At 67.9% G+C, this 20,619-nt stretch carries 20 protein-coding genes, 1 tRNA gene and 1 pseudogene; 13 read left to right on the top strand and 9 right to left on the bottom strand.

Going from position 1 to position 20,619, the window contains the following annotated elements:
• A pseudogene (locus ACTHL9_RS05915) lies at positions 1–351 on the bottom strand (PaaX family transcriptional regulator C-terminal domain-containing protein); the annotation flags it as partial.
• 31 nt (positions 352–382) lie between these two features.
• Positions 383–1,036, bottom strand: a complete 654-nt coding sequence (locus ACTHL9_RS05910; RefSeq protein ID WP_440517919.1) for a methyltransferase domain-containing protein — start codon at positions 1,034–1,036, stop codon at positions 383–385.
• 56 nt (positions 1,037–1,092) lie between these two features.
• On the opposite strand from ACTHL9_RS05910, the gene ACTHL9_RS05905 reads away from it, so the two are divergent.
• Positions 1,093–2,733 (top strand): FAD-binding dehydrogenase, encoded by a 1,641-nt coding sequence (locus tag ACTHL9_RS05905; protein WP_440517918.1) that lies wholly within the window; start codon positions 1,093–1,095, stop codon positions 2,731–2,733.
• Between the two features lie 164 nt (positions 2,734–2,897).
• On the opposite strand, the gene ACTHL9_RS05900 is transcribed toward ACTHL9_RS05905, so the two are convergent.
• Positions 2,898–2,974, bottom strand: a tRNA-Met gene (locus ACTHL9_RS05900).
• Positions 2,975–3,048: 74 nt separating this feature from the next.
• Complete coding sequence (gene purB, locus ACTHL9_RS05895; protein ID WP_440517917.1) at positions 3,049–4,488, bottom strand: adenylosuccinate lyase; 1,440 nt, start codon at positions 4,486–4,488, stop codon at positions 3,049–3,051.
• A 220-nt stretch (positions 4,489–4,708) separates the two neighbouring features.
• On the opposite strand from purB, the gene ACTHL9_RS05890 reads away from it, so the two are divergent.
• A complete protein-coding gene (locus tag ACTHL9_RS05890; protein WP_440517916.1) occupies positions 4,709–5,086 on the top strand; it encodes a hypothetical protein in 378 nt (125 codons plus the stop codon).
• The gene (locus tag ACTHL9_RS05885; protein WP_440517915.1) at positions 5,083–6,393 is read left to right on the top strand and encodes a hypothetical protein; all 1,311 of its coding nucleotides are present in this window, start codon (positions 5,083–5,085) and stop codon (positions 6,391–6,393) included. Before ACTHL9_RS05890 ends, ACTHL9_RS05885 begins: the two co-directional genes overlap by 4 nt.
• Before the next feature lie 8 nt (positions 6,394–6,401).
• Here the strand turns inward: ACTHL9_RS05885 and ACTHL9_RS05880 are convergent, their stop codons facing one another.
• Entirely contained in the window at positions 6,402–6,836 is a 435-nt protein-coding gene (locus ACTHL9_RS05880) for a phage holin family protein (protein WP_440517914.1), read from the bottom strand.
• 96 nt (positions 6,837–6,932) lie between these two features.
• On the opposite strand from ACTHL9_RS05880, the gene ACTHL9_RS05875 reads away from it, so the two are divergent.
• From ACTHL9_RS05875 to ACTHL9_RS05855, 5 genes are all read left to right on the top strand, one after another.
• On the top strand, positions 6,933–8,108 hold the full coding sequence (locus tag ACTHL9_RS05875; protein WP_440517913.1) for a histidinol-phosphate transaminase: 1,176 nt from the start codon (positions 6,933–6,935) through the stop codon (positions 8,106–8,108).
• Positions 8,109–8,257: 149 nt separating this feature from the next.
• Positions 8,258–9,475 (top strand): pyruvate dehydrogenase (acetyl-transferring) E1 component subunit alpha, encoded by a 1,218-nt coding sequence (gene pdhA / locus ACTHL9_RS05870; protein WP_440517912.1) that lies wholly within the window; start codon positions 8,258–8,260, stop codon positions 9,473–9,475.
• Positions 9,475–10,455, top strand: coding sequence for an alpha-ketoacid dehydrogenase subunit beta (locus ACTHL9_RS05865; protein WP_440517911.1), 981 nt, complete (start codon positions 9,475–9,477; stop codon positions 10,453–10,455). Before pdhA ends, ACTHL9_RS05865 begins: the two co-directional genes overlap by 1 nt.
• Positions 10,456–10,462: 7 nt before the next feature.
• Complete coding sequence (locus ACTHL9_RS05860) at positions 10,463–11,863, top strand: dihydrolipoamide acetyltransferase family protein (RefSeq protein ID WP_440517910.1); 1,401 nt, start codon at positions 10,463–10,465, stop codon at positions 11,861–11,863.
• Positions 11,864–11,911: 48 nt separating this feature from the next.
• Positions 11,912–13,351, top strand: a complete 1,440-nt coding sequence (locus ACTHL9_RS05855; RefSeq protein ID WP_440517909.1) for an MFS transporter — start codon at positions 11,912–11,914, stop codon at positions 13,349–13,351.
• 6 nt (positions 13,352–13,357) lie between these two features.
• Here the strand turns inward: ACTHL9_RS05855 and ACTHL9_RS05850 are convergent, their stop codons facing one another.
• From ACTHL9_RS05850 to ACTHL9_RS05840, 3 genes are read right to left on the bottom strand one after another with little or no spacing between them, the layout of a single operon-like run.
• Positions 13,358–13,927, bottom strand: coding sequence for a hypothetical protein (locus tag ACTHL9_RS05850; RefSeq protein WP_440517908.1), 570 nt, complete (start codon positions 13,925–13,927; stop codon positions 13,358–13,360).
• A 45-nt stretch (positions 13,928–13,972) separates the two neighbouring features.
• A complete protein-coding gene (locus ACTHL9_RS05845) occupies positions 13,973–14,539 on the bottom strand; it encodes an adenylate kinase (protein WP_440517907.1) in 567 nt (188 codons plus the stop codon).
• A complete protein-coding gene (locus ACTHL9_RS05840; protein ID WP_440517906.1) occupies positions 14,536–15,693 on the bottom strand; it encodes an acyl-CoA dehydrogenase family protein in 1,158 nt (385 codons plus the stop codon). The genes ACTHL9_RS05845 and ACTHL9_RS05840 overlap by 4 nt, the downstream gene beginning before the upstream one ends.
• A 33-nt stretch (positions 15,694–15,726) precedes the next feature.
• Here ACTHL9_RS05840 and ACTHL9_RS05835 point away from each other — a divergent pair, with 33 nt between their 5' ends.
• From ACTHL9_RS05835 to ACTHL9_RS05825, 3 genes are read left to right on the top strand one after another with little or no spacing between them, the layout of a single operon-like run.
• Complete coding sequence (locus tag ACTHL9_RS05835) at positions 15,727–16,095, top strand: hypothetical protein (protein WP_440517905.1); 369 nt, start codon at positions 15,727–15,729, stop codon at positions 16,093–16,095.
• Position 16,096: 1 nt separating this feature from the next.
• The gene (locus tag ACTHL9_RS05830) at positions 16,097–18,454 is read left to right on the top strand and encodes a TIM-barrel domain-containing protein (protein WP_440517904.1); all 2,358 of its coding nucleotides are present in this window, start codon (positions 16,097–16,099) and stop codon (positions 18,452–18,454) included.
• Positions 18,455–18,496: 42 nt separating this feature from the next.
• A complete protein-coding gene (locus tag ACTHL9_RS05825) occupies positions 18,497–19,063 on the top strand; it encodes a phosphatase PAP2 family protein (protein WP_440517903.1) in 567 nt (188 codons plus the stop codon).
• A gap of 12 nt (positions 19,064–19,075) precedes the next feature.
• Here ACTHL9_RS05825 and ACTHL9_RS05820 read toward each other — a convergent pair whose 3' ends face one another.
• Entirely contained in the window at positions 19,076–19,282 is a 207-nt protein-coding gene (locus ACTHL9_RS05820; RefSeq protein WP_440517902.1) for a hypothetical protein, read from the bottom strand.
• Between the two features lie 93 nt (positions 19,283–19,375).
• Here ACTHL9_RS05820 and ACTHL9_RS05815 point away from each other — a divergent pair, with 93 nt between their 5' ends.
• Positions 19,376–20,323: a helix-turn-helix transcriptional regulator gene (locus tag ACTHL9_RS05815; protein WP_440517901.1), complete on the top strand. Its 948-nt coding sequence runs from the start codon at positions 19,376–19,378 to the stop codon at positions 20,321–20,323.
• A 51-nt stretch (positions 20,324–20,374) separates the two neighbouring features.
• Positions 20,375–20,619: AMP-binding protein (locus tag ACTHL9_RS05810; RefSeq protein WP_440517900.1), on the top strand; the 245-nt coding region annotated here is incomplete at its 3' end.

The raw sequence follows: 20,619 nt of genomic DNA, 5'->3' as shown, positions 1-20,619 counted from the left end.
GGGCACCGAGAACGCGGCCAGCAGCCACGGATCGCCGACGGCTGCACGGCGGGGCGAGAAGATTCGCTCGTCGCCCTCGTGGAAGACCTCCTCGAGGCCCGGGCCGAGGCGATACGCGGCAGCGCCGCCCACCTTGACGCTTTCCAGCACGCCGCGTTTCTTCAGCCGCGACACCGCGGACCTAACCCCGGCGGATTCCACGCCGAGATCCCCGAGAAGCCGCACGAGCCCGGCCACCGGCAGGGCACCCTCGTGGTCGCGCGCGTACAGGCCGAAGAGCGTGACGATCAGCTGCTGGTTTCGGGGCGAGGCAGCAGGCGTCTTGGTCTCTGGCTTGGCGACCGCGGGCATGGAGACAGCCTATCCGCGAAGCATCCAAGCGCTATGTGTGCGCGCCAACGACCCGCCATAGAGGCCCGTTCCAGCGATAGGCGGGTTCGAGGCCACGGCTGCGGACGACGTCGACCATGGCCTTGGGCGAATGGATATAGCCCCGGAAGGAGAGATTCGAGGCGCCGATGAGCGCGTTCATGCCCCTGATGAACACCCGCGAGAATGCGTTGGCCGGCGGGTAGCTGAACACGAGCGCCCGCCGGGCGTGCTCGGCGGCGGAGCCCAGGAGCTTCTCGAAGTCCGGATAGCAGCAGACCACGCGGTGGAGGACGACGACGTCCGCCGGCTCCACGTCGTCCGGCGCCTCGGCGAGGTCCACGCCGAGGCGCCGGTCGACGCGGCTCAGCAGGCCGGCGTCGCCCAGGAGCCGTGCGGCATCGCGCTCGTATCCGGCGGAGAGCTCGAGGTTCACCGCACGCGCCGCGCCCCGCTTGAGCAGCTCGAGCTGGATCTCGCCGACGCCGCCGCCCACCTCGAGGACCGAGGCGCCCTCGATTCCCACGCCTGTCAAGAAGTCGACGATGTGCTGTTCGGCTGGGCGCAGGCCTTTGCGCCCATACCTTCGGGCGATCGCGCCGGAGAAGCGTTCGTCGAAGACGGCGTCATATCGGTGCGGATCCTCGGGCCCGCAGCAGGAGTCCATGGCACGAGTATCGCCCCTTCGTTGACGCAGGTGTCCCCGTCCGCGAGGCTGGCCCCATGCAAGCTGACGTCATGGTGGTGGGGGCTGGCCTCGCGGGACTCGTTGCCGCGACTGAGGCCGCGGACGCGGGCCGACACGTGGTCGTCGTGGACCAGGAGGCCGAGCAGTCCCTCGGCGGTCAGGCCTTCTGGTCCCTCGGCGGCCTGTTGCTGGTCGATTCGCCGGAGCAGCGGCGCATCGGGGTCCGGGATTCCCCGGAACTGGCGGCGCAGGACTGGTTCGGGAGCGCCCAATTCGACCGGCCCGAGGACTACTGGCCGAGGAAATGGGCGGAGGCGTATCTCGCCTTCGCCGCCGGCGAGAAGCGCGCGTGGCTCCAGGGACTCGGCGTGAGGTTCTTTCCCCTGGTCGGCTGGGCCGAACGCGGGGACGGGCGTGCCAACGGGCATGGCAACTCTGTGCCTCGGTTCCATCTTGTGTGGGGCACGGGGCCCGGCGTGCTCGAGCCCTTCATCCGCCGGGCCCGCGAGCACGTCGGCGCCGGCCGGCTCCGATTCCTGTTCCGCCACAGAGTCGACGAGCTGCTCACGCAGGGCGGCGCTGTGGTGGGCGTGCGCTGCTCGGTGCTCGAACCGTCGTCGGCTCCGCGGGGCTCGGCGAGTTCGCGGACTGTCACGCGCGAGGTCGAGCTCCGGGCTTCCGCCGTCGTCGTCGCCTCCGGGGGGATCGGCGGAAATCACGAACTTGTGCGGTCGCTCTGGCCAGCGCGGCTGGGCAGACCGCCGTCGACCATGGTGGCTGGCGTGCCCGCCCACGTGGACGGCCGCATGCTCGGAATCACCGAGGCGGCAGGCGGGCGCATCATCAATGGCGACCGAATGTGGCACTACGTCGAAGGCCTGCGGAACTTGGACCCCGTATGGGAGAACCACGGGATCCGGATCCTTCCGGGCCCCTCATCGGTGTGGCTCGATGCCACGGGGCGCCGCCTGCCTCCACCCTTCTTCCCGGGGTTCGACACCCTCGGCACCCTCCGCCACCTGCGCGGCACGGGGTACGACTATTCGTGGTTCGTGCTGACCCAGAAGATCATCGAGAAGGAGTTCGCGCTCTCCGGGTCTGAACAGAACCCCGATCTGACGGGGAAGGACCTCCGCCTGCTCCTCGGGCGGCTGCGCGGAGGCGCGCCGGGGCCGATCGAGGCGTTCATGCGGCACGGGGCCGACTTCGTCGTGGCGTCGACGCTGGGAGAACTGGTGGAAGGGATGAACCGGGTGGGGGAGCCCGGACTCATTTCCGAGGCGGACCTGAAGGAGGTGCTCGAGGCGCGCGATCGCGAGATCGAGAACCCCTTCGGCAAGGACGCCCAAGTGATGTTCCTCCGAGGACACCGCCAGTACCGGGGTGATCGGTTCCTCCGCGCGGCCCCACCCCACCGCATTCTCGACCCAGCGAACGGTCCGCTCATCGCCGTTCGGCTCAACGTCCTCACCCGCAAGACCTTGGGCGGTCTCGAGACCGACCTCTCCGGACGATGCCTCTCGCCCTCGGGGCAGGCTGTTCCCGGCTTGTTCGCCGCAGGCGAGGCCTCCGGCTTCGGGGGCGGCGGGATGATGGGCTACAACGCCCTCGAAGGGACGTTCCTCGGTGGCTGCCTCTTCTCGGGGCGGGCGGCCGGTAGAGCTGCGGCAGGGTGAGGGCGCTCGCGTTCCTGACCGCTTCTTCGGGCCCAAGTTCCGTGTCGAGCTGGGACACGCGGGCCGACGAGTGATTGGCGATCTTCAACCGGACAGGACCGCACAGGAGTCTTGGGGATCGGGCACAAAAAAAGCCCCGGATCCAGTGGATCCGGGGCCTCACGTGGTTGCGGGGACAGGATTTGAACCTGCGACCTCTGGGTTATGAGCCCAGCGAGCTACCGAACTGCTCCACCCCGCGGCGCTTGATCAACTATACACGGTTGGGGATCCGGGCACGAATCGGGGGCGTTCTGTCCGGCGGCAGTCCGCTTCTCAGCCGAGGTGATCGACGAGCTGGTTCGCGATGCCGTTGTACGTGGAGGGAGTGAGCGCGAGCAGGCGAGCCTCGGCGTCGGCGGAGAGCCCGAGGCCGGAGACGAACTCCTTCATGCGCGCACCGTCGACCCGCTGGCCGCGTGTGAGGTCCTTGAGCCGCTCGTACGGGTTGTCCATGCCCGGCACCCCAGCGATGGCCTCGGCGCGCATGACCATTTGGATGGCCTCGGCGAGGACTTCCCAGTTCTCATCGAGATCGGCAGCGAGGACGGCTTCCGCGACGTCGAGCCGCTCAAGGCCCTTCGCGACGTTGCTGATCGCCAGGAGCGAGTGGCCGAACGCGACCCCGATATTCCGCTGGCTCGAGGAATCGGTGAGGTCACGCTGCCAGCGGCTCGTCACGAGGGTTGCTCCGAGGGTGTCCAGAAGGGCCGACGAGATCTCGAGGTTCGCTTCGGCGTTCTCGAAGCGAATGGGGTTGACCTTGTGAGGCATCGTCGATGAACCGGTGGCGCCGGCCACGGGGATCTGGGCGAAGTATCCGATGGAGATGTAGCTCCACACATCGGTGCACACGTTGTGCAGGATCCGGTTGAACCGGGCCATGTCCGCATAGAGCTCCGCCTGCCAGTCGTGGCTCTCGATCTGAGTGGTGAGGGGATTCCACGTGAGGCCGAGGCCTTCGACGAACGACTTCGAGACCTGCTGCCAGTCGGCGCTCGGGACGGAGGCGACGTGCGCGGCGAAGTCCCCGGTGGCGCCGTTGATCTTGCCCAGGAACTCGGTACGCTCGATCCGCGCGAGCTGGCGGCCCAGGCGATGGGCCATCACGGCCAGCTCCTTGCCCAGCGTCGTGGGCGTTGCCGGCTGCCCGTGAGTGCGGGAGAGCATCGGGACGTCCCGGCTCTCGTGAGCCATGGCGGTGATCTGGCGGACCAGATCGCGGGCGGCGGGCAGCCAGACGTCCTCCACGGCCCCCTTGACGCCGAGCGCGTACGAGAGGTTGTTGATGTCCTCAGACGTGCAGCCGAAGTGGACCAGCGCGGTCAGGTGCGCGAGTCCCAGGGCCTCCAAGCGACGCCCGATGTAGTACTCGACGGCCTTCACATCGTGGACGGTCACGGCCTCGATCTCGGCGAGCTCCTTCACCGCGTCGCCATCGAATTCCGTCACGATCGCACGGAGGCCGGCCTCCTGCTCGGCGGTGAGCGGCTCGGTGCCCGGGAGCACGGAATTCCGGGTCAGGTGAATGAACCACTCGACCTCCACAGCCACGCGGTCCCGGTTGAGCGCTGCCTCTGAAAGGTAGTCCACGAGCGGGGCAATCGCGGGCCGGTAGCGGCCATCGAGAGGGCCGAGCGCGATCTGCTCGGGCGAGTTCGCGAGGGACAGCCTGCCAGAAGGCGTACGTGCGGGGTGGTGAGCCATGGCCTCCATTCTTCCAGATTGGCAGGCTCTTCCAGATTGGCCCGCGGAGTTATCCACATACGACGGCGATGAGCCCCGGCGGGAGGGGTTGCCCGCGTAGCGTCGACGACGGGAAGCGCGAGAGGCGCGCAGACCTCGGGATGGGGGACCGGTGCGGGGAGACGATGTGGGGCCGTGGGGTACGGCTGGTACGTGCGGGCACGATGAGGCCCTGCTCAGGAACGCTGGTGTGTGCCTCGAGCGGGCCCAGTCCGAGGTGACGGAGGCGCAGGGTGCGTCGGATCGTGCCGGCCAGGCCGAGTGGTCGGGGACTGCCGGGGAATCCTATCGAGCCAGGACCGCCTATATCGCGGCTGAGCTCGCGGCCATCGCGGCAGGCCTCGTTGCGCTCGGGGCTCTGCTGAGCTCCCTCGAGGGCGAAGCCCGGGAGTGCGAAGCAGCGCGGTCAGTGGCATCCGCCACGTCCCCCTCCCCGGACCCTCCCCGCTTCCCGATCGCTCCGTACCAAGGGCCAGCCATCCCGCGCCCGGCGGCCGAGCCCGTTCTCCCCTACGAATCCCGGCCGAAACTGCTCCCGTACCAGATCAGTCAGGAGGCCTGCCGATGAGGCCGCGAAGCGATGACTTCGTGGTCACCGGCGGCCGCGGCTTCGAGGTTCGGCTCGACTCGCTCGAGCAGGCGGCCGCCGCGCTTTCCGCCTCGTCTGCCTCTCTGAGCAATGCTGAATACGCTCTGTACAGCATGAGGCGGTCAGTCGAGGCGGGTGCTTGCGACGCGTCGGGAGCGGCGGTTCAGCTCGACCAGGAAACGCTGCGGCTCGAAGCCAGGGCACGCCGCGCGGTCGACGAATGCCTCGGTGCTGCGTCCTCCGTCCGGCAGGCTGCGACGGCCTACGCGGACGAGGAGTCACGCCGCGCGTCGGCCGCCGATGGGCTGCAGAACCTCCTGATCGGATCGAGCGCGGTCCCGGCCTTTCTGCGCCTGTTGGGAGCGAAAGGAATCGGGCGGGATCTGGATCTCTCTCCCGAGAGCGACGGGCGGACCCTCGCCCGAGCCCTGCGCGCCCGCCATCAGGGGGACATCGACGGGACTCCCGCGGACCTCCTCGTGGGGCCGAGGGTTCCGGTCTCGGCTGGAACCGGCGACCCATCTACCTACTCCTATGCCGTGAGAAGCCTCCGTCAGGCCCAGGGGCAGGAGGCGCTCGACGATGGGAGCACCGTTCCGCCCTCGTCGATCCTCGTCGAGCGGTTCACGCGACCCGACGGTTCCGTGGCCGTCATGGTCACTGTTCCCGGCACGGAGACCTGGGCTATGGACTCCCTGGACGGCAACCTGTTCGACACGGAGGGGATTCTCGATGGGCTGGCGTCACGGGAGAGCCAGACGCGTTCGCTGATCAAGCAGGCGCTCGCAGACCAGAACCTCGGCGAGAACGACGAGGTGGTCTTCAATTGCTACAGCCAAGGAGGGATCCAGGTCTTCGGCCTGCTTGAGGATCAGGAGTTTCGTGCGCGGCACCGGGTCGCCGCCGTGACGGCTGTCGGAAGCCCGGTTTCGGCGTTCGACCTTCCGGACGAGGTCCCGGTTCTGAGCCTGACGAACGCCGATGACATCGTGCCCGCAGCGTCGGCACGTCAGATTGAGCCGAGCGGGGGGCTCGTCAATGTCCGATCACCGAGCCGATTCGATCTTGTCGCGAAGGCCCAGTATCCGCAGGTGGTCGTCGCACAAGCCCACGATCTCGGCAACTACGCGCGGGACGCCACGGCTCTGGACAGTTCCGGGAGCCCTGCGGTGATCGAGCATTCCGCGAGTATGGGGGCGGCGCTAGGGGTCGGCGCGTCGGCGTCGCGGGAGCGCTTTGTCTATACGGGGACCGACACGAGGACGAATCCCGGGTCCAAGCCGTGACGGCGGCTTCAGCGCCGCTTGCGGTTCGCGCCCAAGACTCCGCCCATCACAGCGGAAACGATGGAAATGATGATGGCACCGAGGATGGCCGTCCAGAAGAAGGAGTCGATCGTCAGATGAACGGGGGTGTAAGTGCTGAGCCACGCCGTCAGTGCGAGCATCCCGGCGTTGATGACGAGCGCGAAGAGCCCCAGCGTCAGGCACGTGACCGGCAGGGCGAGCATTTCGATGATGGGACGGACCAGGGCGTTGACCAACCCGAAGATCAGGCCGATGAAGAGGTAGGCCAGCACGATCCCCACGGTGTCGCTGCCCTTGCCAGCGCCGGCATTGGCCGCCGCGTCGGCCACCGCCGTCGAATTGATCCGGATTCCCGGAAGGAACCAGCTCGCAACCCAGAGGGCAAAGGCATTGACGACCACGCGGATCAGGAATCGCACCATGCGCCTATCGTTACAGCCAGACGCCGCTCGTTCCATACCGGGCGCCCTCACGCTGCCGGGCTTGGCCTGTGGCCTGCCCCGGCTACGCTTGAAGCCATGACTTCTGCACTCAACAGTCACGACGGCGTCGAAGCAGCCGCCGTCGTCAACGGTCCCGAGAGCACCACCCCTCGCCTCGCGACCGTCGAACCGCGACCCATCATCGGCCGCCTCCCCAAGTACGCTGCGGGCAAACCCCCAGCGCCCGTGCGGGGACTCGAGAGCTTCAAGCTCGCCTCGAACGAGAATCCGCTCCCGCCCATCCCGGCAGTTCTCCAGGCCATTGCTGCCCAGACCGCAGTGAACCGCTACCCGGACCCTGTGGCCACCGCGCTCCGAAACCGTCTCGCCCAGTTCCTCGACGTGCCCGCCGAGGACATCGTGACGGGCGGCGGAAGCCTTGGCGCCCTCAACCAGCTCCTGGCCGCGTTCGCCGGCCAGCAGGACTACGGCACCCAGGACGAGGTTGTCTACGCGTGGCGCTCGTTCGAGGCCTACCCGATCTCTGTGGGCCTTGCTGGCGCAAAGAGCGTCCAGATTCCTGTGACCGCCGATGGTCGGCATGACTTGGATGCGATGGCTGCGGCCGTGACCGACCGGACGCGTGTGGTGCTGCTGTGCACGCCGAACAATCCCACGGGCCCGGCGCTCCGCCGCGACGAGACGGAGCGGTTCATCGAGTCAGTTCCGCACAGCGTCGTGGTGGTCATCGACGAGGCGTATCAGGAATTCGTCCGTGACGACGAGGCTGTCGATGGGCTTGCGATGTACAGGAAGCATCCGAATGTCGTGGTTCTGAGGACTTTTTCCAAGGCGCATGGCCTCGCCGGACTGCGGGTGGGGTATTCCATTTCGCACCCCGAGATCACCCAGCACTTACGGGTTGCCGCCGTGCCGTTTGCGGTCTCTTCCGTTGCCGAACAGGCGGCAATTGCATCGCTCGACCATTTCGAGGCGGTTGTAGAAAGGGTACAAAGCCTCGTGGACGAGAGGGACCGCGTGGTGGCGGGGCTGCGTGAGCTGGGATGGTCCGTGCCTGACGCCCAAGGCAACTTTGTGTGGCTCGAACTGGGGGAAACAACCCCGGAGTTCGCCGCACTCGCCGCGACCCAAGCGCTCTCTGTGAGGGCCTTCGGCACCGAAGGGGTGCGGGTCAGCATCGGGGAAGTCGAGGCGAACACGCGCTTCCTTGAGCTCTGTAGAACCTTTACAAAAGCCCCTGCCGCTTCCTAGCGGATTGGCTGAACTCTGCGGCCCAGCCGAACTCGGTAGAGTTGCAGCTGGGCCGCAGCCTATATTCCGGAGAGGGAATACATTCCTAATTCGGAATATATGAATGACCCGAGCTTGAGCAGGAACAAACGACCACGGCAGGAGGCGGTATGGCAGGAGAACTGCCCACCACCGAGTTCGACGAGATCCCTGATGAACTGCTCGACGAGCTCGAGGCACTCGCCCACAATCGCACCGAGGGCCATGTCCAGATGGTGCAGCTCGTCGACGAGGAGGGGCGTTTCCACAACGGCACCCACTTCTCCGAGCGCGCGAGACGCCTCTCCCGTGAAGAGTTGCGCAGCCTGTATCGAGACATGGCCATCATCCGCCGCTTCGATGTCGAGGCGACGGCGCTCCAGCGTCAGGGACAGTTGGCACTGTGGCCGCCTGGACGGGGCCAGGAGGCAGCTCAGATCGGATCTGGGCGCGCGACACGCCCGCAGGACTACATCTTCCCGACGTATCGCGAGCACGGCGTCGCGCTGACCCGCGGCGTGGAACTCGGGGAACTCCTGCGCCTCTTCCGCGGCGTCTCCAACGGTGGCTGGGACCCGACCGAAACGAACTTCCACCTTTACACGCTTGTGCTTGCAGCCCAGGTCCCGCATGCCGTCGGGTACGCCATGGGCATCCAGCGTGACCTGGCCCGGGCGAAGGCCGCGGGTCAGGAATCAGGCGACCCTGCCGCCGTCGTCGCCTATTTCGGCGACGGCGCAAGCTCCGAAGGCGACATCCACGAGTCCATGGTGTTCGCCGCGAGCTTCAAAGCCCCGGTCGTCTTCTTCTGCCAGAACAACCAGTGGGCCATCTCGGTCCCCACCCAGGTGCAGTCCCGCATTCCGCTTCACAACCGGGCCAAGGGCTACGGCTTCCCGGGGCTCCGGGTGGACGGGAACGATGTCCTCGCCGTCAAGGCCGTGACCGAGTGGGCCCTTGAACGGGCCCGCAGCGGCAAGGGTCCCGTACTGATCGAGGCCTATACCTACCGGCAGGGCGCCCACACCACCGCTGACGACCCCACCAAGTACCGTCTCACCGAGGACGAACAGGCGTGGCTCGAGAAGGACCCGATCGCGCGCTTCGAGAAGTTCCTGCGCGCCGAGGGCTACGCGGACGATGCGTTCTTCGCTTCGGTCGTCGACGAGGGAGACGCCCTCGCTGCAAGGTCCCGCAAAGAGGTGCTCGCGTTCGAGCCGCCCACTCTGGCCGGGGAAATGGCGAACGTGTACGCCGAGGCCCACCCGCTCGTCGAAGAAGAGCGCGCGTGGCATCTTCAGTACGAGGCCGGCTTCGCCGACGCCGAGACGCAGGAAGGCGGTCACTGATGCCCACGATGACCCTGGCCAAGGCCATCAACTCCGGCCTGCGCGACGCCCTCGCCGCCGACGAGACCGTCCTGCTCATGGGCGAGGACATCGGTTCGCTCGGCGGCGTGTATCGCGTGACCGAGGGGCTCAAAGCCGAGTTCGGCGGGGATCGCGTCATCGACAGCCCGCTCGCCGAGTCAGGGATTGTGGGAACGAGCATCGGCCTGTCGCTCCGCGGCTACCGGCCCGTGGGGGAGATCCAGTTCGACGGCTTCGTCTTCCCGGCGTTCAACCAGATCACCACCCAGCTCGCCAAGATGCATTCCCGAAGCGCTGGGCGACTCACGGTGCCCGTCACGATCCGCATTCCATACGGCGGCGGCATTGGCTCGATCGAGCATCACTCGGAGTCGCCCGAGGCGCTGTTCGCCCACACGCCGGGACTGCGCATCATCACGCCGTCGAATCCGCATGACGCGTACTGGATGACCCGTCACGCGATCGAGTGCGAGGATCCAGTGATCGTGTTCGAGCCGAAGCGTCGCTATTGGCTCAAGGGTGAGGTCGACCTGGACGATCCCGGGGCCTCCGCCGATCCCTTCCGCGCCCACATCGTGCGCGAGGGTACGGACGCGACCATCGTGGCCTATGGCCCGCTCGTGCCGGTCGCGCTGGCTGCCGCCGAGTCGGCCAGCGAGGATGGCCGGAGCGTCGAGGTGGTGGATCTGCGCTCTCTGTCGCCGATCGACTTCGACACGGTGACCACATCCGCACAGAAGACCGGGCGGCTCATCGTCGCCCACGAGGCGCCCACCTTCGGCGGCCTCGGCGGCGAGATCGCGGCGAGAGTCTCCGAGCGTGCCTTCCTTTCCCTTGAAGCGCCGGTGATCCGCGTGGGCGGATTCCACATGCCCTATCCGGTGGCAAAGGTCGAGGGGCAGTACCTCCCGGACATCGACCGCATCCTTGAGGCCCTCGACCGGGCCTTCGCGTACTAGGAGCCCCATGAGCAAGCAGATTTTCAATCTTCCGGACGTCGGCGAGGGGCTCACCGAGGCGGACATCGTCTCGTGGAAGGTCAAGCCGGGCGACACGGTGGCCATCAACGATGTGCTCTGCGAGATCGAGACCGCCAAGAGCCTCGTCGAGCTTCCGAGCCCCTACGAGGGCACCGTCCTCGAACTCCTCGCGCCCGAGCACGAGACGATCGAGGTCGGCTCGCCGATCATCGCCATCGGTGCTGGGGCGCCTGTCCCGGCTGGCACGCCGGCCCCCGCTGGCACAACGGACGACGGCGGCTCGGCGCCCAGCGCTCCAGCGGCGGCGAATACCGTGGCCGAGGCGGTCAACGCCCCCGTGCCGCAGCTCCAAGAGCCCGGTGTGGAGATTGCTCCCCTGGTCGGTTCTGGTCCCAAGGCCGATGCGGTCAAGCGGCGACCTCGGAGGCAGCAGGCCGTTCCAGCTGCCCCGGCGAGCGACGAGCGCCCGCCCGCGCCCGCCGTCGCCCGTCTTCTCACGCGGGTCCTCGCAAAGCCGCCTGTCAGGCGCATTGCCAAGGAGCTCGGGATCAATCTGGCCGAGGTCCCCGCCACGGGCCTGCGCGGCGAAGTGACGCGCGCGGATGTCGTGTCCTATCAAGCGCAGCGAGAGCAGGAGATCGCGGCGGCCCCCACCTTCTGGGAGGGTGCGAAGAAGCCGCAGGACGAGCGGATCGAGGTCGTTCCCGTGCGTGGGGTCCGTAAGGCCACGGCGAAGGCCATGGTCGACTCGGCGTTCTCGGCCCCGCATGTGAGCATCTTCGTGGACGTGGACGCCTCGCGCACCATGGAGTTCGTGCAGCGGCTCAAGAAGTCGCGCGACTTCGAGGGGATCAAGGTGTCCCCGCTCCTGATCCTCGCCAAGGCCGTGATCTGGGCGGCGGCTCGCAACCCCAGCGTCAACTCGGAATGGATCAGCCACCCGGCGGGCGACGAGATCCACGTCAAGCACTTCATGAATCTCGGCATCGCGGCCGCCACCCCGCGCGGGCTTCTCGTGCCGAACATCAAGAACGCCCAGGACCTCTCTCTGAAAGAACTCGCGGTGGCCCTCAACGACCTTGCCACCACGGCGCGGTCGGGCAAGACGAAGCCTGCGGACATGCAGGGCGGAACCCTCACGATCACCAACATCGGGGCGCTCGGCATCGACATCGGGACACCGATCATCAACCCGGGCGAGGTGGCGATCGTTGCCTTCGGGACGATCAAGCAGAAGCCGTGGGTCGTGTCCGGCGAAGTCATCCCCCGGTGGATTACGACGCTGGGCGGCTCCTTCGACCACCGCGTGGTCGACGGCGATCTCTCGGCGCGTTTCATGGCGGACGTTGCGGCGATCATGGAGGAGCCCGCGCTCCTGCTGGATTGATCTGTACCGCGCCTTGTATCGTGCACGGCGCGGGCGCACAATGTGCGCATGGACACGGGTTCTGTAGGTGTCCCGACGGGTCAGCAGGTCATCGCCCGGCTCGAGCGCCTCGAGGTATGGAGCCTCTCGTACCTCTTCATCGGCATCATCGGCCTCGGCTTCCTGTTCACCTTCTACGACATCTTCGACATCAACGTCTCATTCATCCAGACGTGCGTTCAGCTCAACAAGGGGTGCACCCCCGAGAACGCCCTCGAGGCCTTGCCGCTACCGGTGCTGCTGAATCTCGTGGGCTACGTGGTCGGTACGCTCGTGCTGAGTCCCATCGCCGACAGAATCGGCCGACGGAACATGCTCATGATCACGATGCTCATTACGGGCCTCGGGTCCCTCTATAACGCGTTCGTCGGCGACTACGTGAACTTCAACATCGCCCGGACGATCACCGGTATCGGCATCGGCGCGGATCTCGCGATCGTGAACACCTACATCAATGAGGTCGCCCCCCGGAAGGCACGGGCAAAGTTCACCACGATCATCTTCATCATGTCGGCGCTCGGCGCGTTCGTGGGCATTTGGCTCGGGCTCATCCTGACCACGCCCGCGACGCCGTGGCCTCTGGGGCTGCCCTTCGCGGCCGCGGGTCCGTCCTTCGAGACGGGCTGGCGGTGGATGTACGGGGTCGGTGCGATCCTTGCCGTGATCGCGATCCTGCTGCGCTTCGAGCTGCCGGAATCGCCCCGCTGGCTCATCGGCCAGGGACGCTTCGCCGAGGCCGACGCGGTGGTCCGCTCGATGGAGGAGCGGGCTGCGAAGCATGGACCCCTCGCAGAGCCCCTCATGGCCGACGTCTACGGCGCGGCCACTCCGCCCTCGCCCTTCCCGTATCGGGACCTCTTCGGGCACGCGCTCTATCTGAGGCGAATCATCCTGCTCTTCGTGGTGTGGTTCGTCGGCTACATCACGGTCTATTCCTTCGCCTCGGGCTTCACCGCGGTGCTGTCCGCCCTGCGCTACCCGCCGCCAGAGGCTGGAGTCATCGCCGCCGTCGGGACCCTCGGATTCGTGGCCGAGGCGGCCGTGATGAGCGTGATCGTGGAGAAGCTCGAGCGGCGCTATTGGCTGCCGATCGGCGCCGGGGTGACCATCATCGGCTCCATCGTGGTGTCCATCGCAGAGACGAACATCTGGCTTTCGTTCCTCGGGGCAATCCTCATCTTCGCCGGCTTCAACCTGTGGGTCTCGCCGACGTACGCGCTGACGGCGGAGTGCTTCCCGACGCGCGCGCGTTCCACCGGCTTCGCCCTGGTCGACGGCGTCGGCCACATCGGCGGCGGCATCGGCGTCATGATCATCGCGCCGATCCTCCCGCAGCTGCCCGTCTTCTGGGCACTCGGACTGATCTCGGTGTTCCTGGTGATCGCGGCGATCCTCGTGCAGTTCGCGCCGCACACGAGGAATCGCCACTTGGATCACATTTCGCCGTGACGGCCGTCAGCCGAGGATCGCGAGAAGCGGCACCGCAGCGGCTACGAGGATGACCAATGCCTTGCGGCGCCCGGGTAGCCCGAGCCAGTGCTTCCTGTAAGCCGCCAAGAGGGCGGCCACGACGAGCGGGAAATAGACGTAGTAGCCGGAGAAGCTCCTGACCTCGGCAACCTGTGCCAGGACGGCCAAGAGGTGCACGGGAACTGTGCTCGCAACCACGATCGCGAAATAGAGGCCAACCTTCAGCGGACCCAGCGAGGCCTTCGTCCGCAGAATGCGCTTGTCCAGGAACGCGACGAGCCACAGGTACAGGGCCATGACCACGGCATAGGTGCCGATGAAGGCGATTCCGGCGACGGTGGTCGCCATGTCCAGGGCGTTGGGGCTCAGTTCTCGCTTGACGTCCTCGGGCATCCGGGCTGCAGCTTCGCGGACGACCGTCGGGACTCTGGCGGCGACGAGGCCCATGATGACGAAGTAGGCGGCGAACCAGAGCCAAGGGGTGGTCCGCGGAGGCCTGTCGTCTTCGACGGCGGGCGCTGGCGGGGGAGGGGGTGGGGGCGTGAGAGCGGTCATGGTTCCTTCCTAGCCCCACGCTCACGGCCCTCCGTGGTCACCCACTCAGTGGTGCAGCGCCTCCCGGATCCGCGCCTCGACCACATGCGGCAGGCCTGTCCCGTCGATGTGGAACACGAGCCCGCGGGCGTCATACGCCGAGATGAGCTGCGCCGTCGCCTGGGCGTAGACCTCAAGGCGCCGCGCGACCACCTCGGGGGTGTCGTCCGAGCGCCCCTGCTCGGCGGCCCGCAGGAGGATCCGTTCTTGGAGCTCTCCATGGTCGGCTTCGAGCACGACGACGGCATCCAGTTGCGCTGACAGCTCGGCAAGGATGTGGTCGAGAGCTTGGACTTGGTCGACGGTTCGCGGGTAGCCGTCGAGGATGAAGCCGTCGCGCGCGTCGGCCCACGCGAGCCGCTCGGCCACGAGTTCGTTCGTCACCTCGTCAGGGACGTAGGCGCCCGAGGCCACGATCTCCTTGATCCGGACTCCGAGCGGCGTCTCGTTCCGGACCTCTTCGCGGAAGAGGTCGCCCGTCGAGATCGTCGGAATGCCCAGATGCTGTGCGAGCCGCTCGGCCTGGGTGCCTTTCCCCACGCCGGGCGGCCCCATCATCAGGATCCGGCTCACCTGAACGCCCCCTCTCCTGTCAGACGTTGCCCCAGGATCAGGGTATGGACCTCGTCCGTGCCTTCATAGGTCCGGACGGACTCGAGATTGTTGGCGTGCCGGAGGGGCGAGTAATCCAGTGTGATGCCGTTGCCGCCGAGAATGGTGCGCGCCTCGCGGCAGATCGCGATGGCCTCGCGGCAGTTGTTGAGCTTGCCGACGCTGATCTGATGCGGCTCGAGGCGGCGGGCATCTTTGAGGCGGCCTAGGTGCAGGGCGAGGAGGAAGCCCTTGTTGATCTCGACGGCCATGTCCACGAGCTTCTCCTGGGTGAGCTGGTAGCCCGCGAGCGGCCTGCCGAACTGAAGTCTCTCCCGCGAGTACGCGAGGGCGTCCTCGAACGCGTCGCGGGCGGCGCCCATCGCGCCCCAGACGATCCCGTACCGGGCCTCGTTGAGGCACGTGAAGGGGCCGCGGAGGCCAGCCGCGCCCGGCAGCACCGCGTCGCCCGGCACACGCACCTCGTCGAGCCGGATGTCGCACTGGATCGAAGCCCGCAGGGAGAGCTTCGGCTCGATCGGCGTCGCCGTGAAACCGCGGATGGCGGTGGGGATCACAAAGCCGCGCACGCCGTCGTCCGTCTGGGCCCACACGATGGCGACGTCCGCTACCGAGGCGAGTCCGATCCAGCGTTTGGTCCCCGAGATGACCCAGTCCGAGCCGTCGCGCCGGGCGAAGGTGCGCATCGAGGATGGGTCGGAGCCGGCCGTCGGCTCCGTGAGGCCGAAGCACCCGATGGCCTCGCCGGCGGCCATGCGGGGAAGCCACTCCTGCTTCTGGGGCTCGGAGCCGTGCCGCGAGATTGCCGTCATGGCGAGCGAGCCGTAGACCGAGACGAACGTCCGGATGCCCGAGTCGCCCGCCTCCAGCTCGGCCGCCGCGAGGCCGTACTCCACGGCGGATCTCCCGGCGCAGCCGTACCCCTGGAGGTGCATGCCCAGAAGGCCGAGGCGAGCAAGCTCCGGCACCAGCTCGAGCGGAAAATACGCGTCTTCGTACCAGCGGGCAATGTTCGGGCGGATCGCACTGCGCACGAACGAGCGGACGCGCTCGCGGAGGTCGAGTTCGTCTGTGCTGAGGAGCGAATCGAAGGAGACGAGGTCGGACGGGTCCATGTGCGCAAGGGTAGCGAGTGGGACGATGGGGCAATGAGCGACGAGGCAGAAATGGTCCAGCGCGGCATCGGGGTCCTCACGGCGACCCTGTCATGGCAGCCGGACGACCCGGCGTCAGCACAGATGTTCAAGGAATCCCTGCGGGCCCTGGTTCGGCTCGACGATCCCGTGTCGATTTCCTTCTCGGGAGGAACGCCCGAGCAGACCGAGGTCCTCCGTGAGCTCCTGCCAAAGGTCGTCGAGTCCGTGATCGGGGCGCTGGCCCCGGACTACACGCGGCTGGTCCTCGGGATGGCCACGGGCTTCAAGGCGGTGGCGGACGCCTATCAGCGCGACGTCCCCGACTCCGACATCGAGGGCATCCTCCAGGCAGCGGCCCTGCACCTGGCCGAGGACGAGTGACATGCACGCACCCGCAATCCCCGCCCACCTCCGTCTGGCGACCGCCCCGCGGGCCCGGCCGGCCGCCGTCGTCCAGGGCCCCCACTACCGGTTCACCGTCCTGACGTCGCAACTCCTGCGCCTCGAATACAGCGCGGACGGCGAGTTCGAGGACCGGGCGACCCAGGTGATTCTCCACCGCGACCTCCCGGTGCCGGAGTTCCGCGTCTTCGACAAGCCCGACGTGCTGGAGATCATCACGGAGCACGTCCACCTTGTCTACGACAAGCGGGAATTCACGCCGCACGGCCTCTCCGTCAAGGTCCTCGGAAACGTCAGCAACTACCACAGCGTGTGGCACTTCGGCGAGGCCGGCGAGAAGAACCTCGGCGGCACGGCCCGGACGCTCGACATGGTCGACGGCGCGTGCGAGCTGGAGCCCGGCCTCATGTCCCGGTACGGGTTCGCGGTGCTCGATGACAGCGACACGCTCGTGTTCGACGACGACGGCTGGCTTGATGCGCGGCGCCCCGGCTCGGGCGTGGACCTCTACTTCTTCGGCTACGGCCGCGACTACCGCGCGTGCCTCCGCGATTTTTACCGCGTCTCCGGTCCTACTCCGCTCGTGCCGCGCTTCACCCTCGGCAACTGGTGGAGCCGCTACCACCGCTACACGGAGCACGAGTATCGCGGCGTGATCGAGCGTTTCGCGGCGGAGCGGATCCCGCTCGCGGTCGCCGTGCTGGACATGGATTGGCACCTTACCGAGATCGACCCCGTCCATGGGAGCGGCTGGACCGGTTACACGTGGAATCGGGACCTGTTCCCGGATCCCGAGGGCTTCGCCCGCTGGCTCCACGACCGCGGCCTCGCGCTCACGCTCAATGTGCACCCGGCCGACGGCATCGCGGCCCATGAGGAGGTCTACGAGAGAACCGCGCTGGCGCTGGGCCTCGACCCCGAGGCCGGCGACGCCATCGCGTTCGACCCCACGGATCCCGAGTTCCTTCGCGCCTACCTCGAGGAGGTCCATCACCCGCTCGAGGAGGCGGGCGTGGACTTCTGGTGGCTGGACTGGCAGTCCGGGCCGTACTCCCGGATCGAGGGCCTGGATCCGCTCTGGGTGCTGAACCACATCCACTTCCTCGACTCGGCGCGGAGTGGTCGGCTCCCGCTGACGTTCTCTCGCTACGCAGGGCCGGGCAGCCACCGGTATCCGATCGGCTTCTCGGGCGACACGATCGTGACGTGGGAGTCGCTCGCCTTACAGCCGTACTTCACGGCGACGGCATCCAACATCGGGTACGGCTGGTGGAGCCATGACATCGGCGGTCACATGTTCGGCTACAAGGACGACGACCTTGCGACCCGCTGGGTGCAGCTCGGCGTCTTCTCCCCGGTCAACCGGCTCCACAGCTCGTCGCTGCCCTTCACGGGCAAGGAGCCATGGCGGTTCCGGGCCGAAGCGCAGACCGCCATGACGGAGTTCCTGCGGCTCCGCCACCGTCTTGTCCCCTACCTGCACACGATGAACCACCGGGCGTCTGCGGAGGGGCGGCCGATCGTCGAGCCGATGTACTACGAGTATCCAGAGGCGGACGACGCGTACGAGGTCCCGAACCAGTACCTCTTCGGCAGCGAGCTCATGGTCGCGCCCATCGTGTCGCCGCGGACTCGCGCTCTCAACAGGGCTGCAGTCGAGGCGTGGCTCCCGCCGGGGCTGTGGTTCGACTTCTTCACGGGCACCCGCTACCAAGGCGGCCGCCGGGCGCGGCTCCACCGGACGCTCGACGCGATCCCGGTGCTTGCACGCGCGGGCGCGATCATCCCGCTCGTGCACTCGGATGAAGTCGGCAACGGAGTCGCGGCGCCTGAGCGGCTCGAGCTTCTGGTGTTCGGCGGCGCCTCGGGCGAGTTCACGCTCATCGAGGACGACGGGACGGCCGCCGCGGGCGAACCCGAGCACCAGGTGCGGACCCGCATCGAGTTCGATTGGGGCACCGGCACGCTCCGGGTGCATCCGTCGGAGGGAGCGGTCGACGGCGTCCCCCGGGTGCGCTCGTGGGAGGTCGCCTTCGTGGGCGTCGCCGATGGCGCGGGCAACTCCCCGCTGCGCGTGAGAATGGACGACGTCGATGCCTCCGAGGGCTTCTCGCTTACCCCCAGCGGCGGGCTGGCCTTGGCACCCAACCCGACCGTGGCCGCCGTCGAACGCCTCCTCGAGGACGTGCACGAGAAGTTCACGGTGAAGGGCGAGGTCTTCGCCCGGGTTGCGTCGGGCGAGCCGCCCGCGGCAGTGGTTGCGGCGCTCGCGGGCATGAGTCTCGATCCCGGGCTGTTCGGCGCCCTCGTGGAGCTCATCCTCGCCGACGCAGGGTAGCCCAGGTTGCAGGCATCGGCACGGAGGGTCGCACTGGCCCGGGTGATCACGGAGGTGCTCCAGCCTCCCGTGGTCGTGGCGGTCCAGATGATCGTGAGCCCGGCCGCCAGCCCCGGTTTCCCGGGCACGCTCTGGTACGGAGCGATCGCCGCGGCTCTCACGTGCCTGCTCCCGTTCGTCATGCTCCTCGCACTCGTCCGAGCCGGCCGCGTCACCGACCATCACGTGAGCGAGCGGCGCCAGCGGGGCCCGGTCCTTGCGGCGTCCCTCGCCTGCGTGCTCGTGGGGCTGGGTGTGCTCATGGTGATCGGCGCGCCGCCCAGCGTCATCGCGATGGTCCTGGCCCTCGTGGGCGGCATCGTGCTGCTCGGGCTCGTGAGCCTCGTGTGGAAGATCAGCGGCCACGCTGCCGCGATCACTTCGGCCGCCGTCTCGTTCGTCATCCTCTTCGGACCCGCGTGGTGGGCTGCGCTCCTCCTCGTGCCCGCCGTCGTGTGGTCCCGCCTCGTACTCGGCGCCCACACCCTTGCCCAGCTCGTGGCGGGAGCGCTGTTCGGAGGCGCCGTCGTCGTCGGCCTCTGGCGCCTCCTCCTGCTCTGGCTCGCGTAACGCTCGAACCGCTCACCACATCCTGTGGTTCGTGGCGCCGGAGAGCCGCCACGCGGCGTCCCGCATCTCGTCGACCGTCTGCGACATCTCCCCGCCACGGCGCCAGGTCTTCCGCAGGGCCTCGACCAGCTGCGGGATCGTGCGTCGCCCGGGAGCTTGGCGAGGCCGGATGATCGTGGCCGGGTGCTGAAACGTGCGGTGCCCGCTGACGGTGCTCATGATGATTCCCTTCTCGGCTGGTCCCCTGCCCCTTTTCCAGTGTCCTCGGGGATCAGGACAGTTTCGGTCCGCATCCCACGGCATGATGGAGTTATGGGAGACACGACCCAGCGAGTCCTGAGCCTGCTCAACCTCCTGCAGCAGCGACCGGTCTGGACGGGGACCGAGCTCGCCGAGCGCCTCGGCGTCACCACCCGCAGTGTGCGGCGCGACGTCGAACGCCTGCGCTCGCTCGGCTACCCGGTCCGGGCCGAGCATGGCACCGGCGGCGGGTATCAGCTCGGCGCGGGCAAAGCCCTTCCACCGCTTCTGCTCGACGACGAGGAGGCCGTGGCCGTCGCCGTGAGCCTCCGTCTCGCCGCCGGCGGAACGGTCGCGGGCCTCGGGGAGGCCGCCGTGCGCTCCCTCGCGAAGCTCGATCAGGTACTCCCGGCCAGGCTCCGCGCGGAGGTCAAAGGCGTGATCGACGCGACCGTGAGCCTTGACAGCCCGGTGACGCCCGTGGACGCCGACGTCCTCGTGGCGCTCGCACGCGCCATCCGCACGCCCGAGCGGGCCACGTTCGACTACACGAAGGCCGACGGCGACCGCAGCGAGCGCCGCGTGGAGCCGTATCGCCTCGTCGCCGCTGGGCGGCGGTGGTACCTCATGGCGTGGGACCTCGACCGCGACGATTGGCGCACTTTCCGCCTCGACCGGATGGCCGCCGCGCGGGGGACCGGCTGGCGGTTCAAGCCGCGGGAAGCGCCCGATGCCCTCGAGTTCGTCCGCGCCTCCATCACGCAGGCGCCCTATCGTTTCGTCGCGAAGGTCCGGATCGCGGCCTCGGCGAATGAGGTCGCGCAATTCGTGCCCTCGACGATGGCCGTCGTGGAGCCCGACGGGGACGGGCACTCCCTCCTTACCGCTGGCGCCGATGACCTCGACTACATCGCGTACCACGTGGTCCGTCTCGGGTGGCCGGTGACCGTGATCGAACCGCCCGAGCTGCGGGACGCCATGCGGACGCTCGGGGAGCGGTTGGCGGCTGCGAGCAGCTGAGGCTGCGCGCGGGGCCTTGCCCTCAGAACGTTCAACCGCTGCAATAAAGCCATGTTCACGAGCCCGTATCCCACCGTTGAGATCCCCGAGGCCACGCTCTACGACTACCTGTTCGGTTCTCTGGGCGAGGTCGATCTCGCCCGAGTCGCGATCGTCGACGGCACCAGCGGCGCTGAAACGACGTACCGCGACCTCGTCTCCCGGATCGATTCGTTGGCTGGCTGGCTCGCAAGCAAAGGCGTCGGGCCCGGAACCACGGTCGGACTGTTCTGTCCGAACGTGCCCGCGTTCGCCGT

This window comes from Sinomonas sp. (assembly GCF_051955515.1).
Classification (GTDB): domain Bacteria; phylum Actinomycetota; class Actinomycetes; order Actinomycetales; family Micrococcaceae; genus Sinomonas.
The sequence above is the reverse complement of the archived record's forward strand: the minus strand, read 5'-3'. Positions and strand labels throughout refer to the sequence as shown.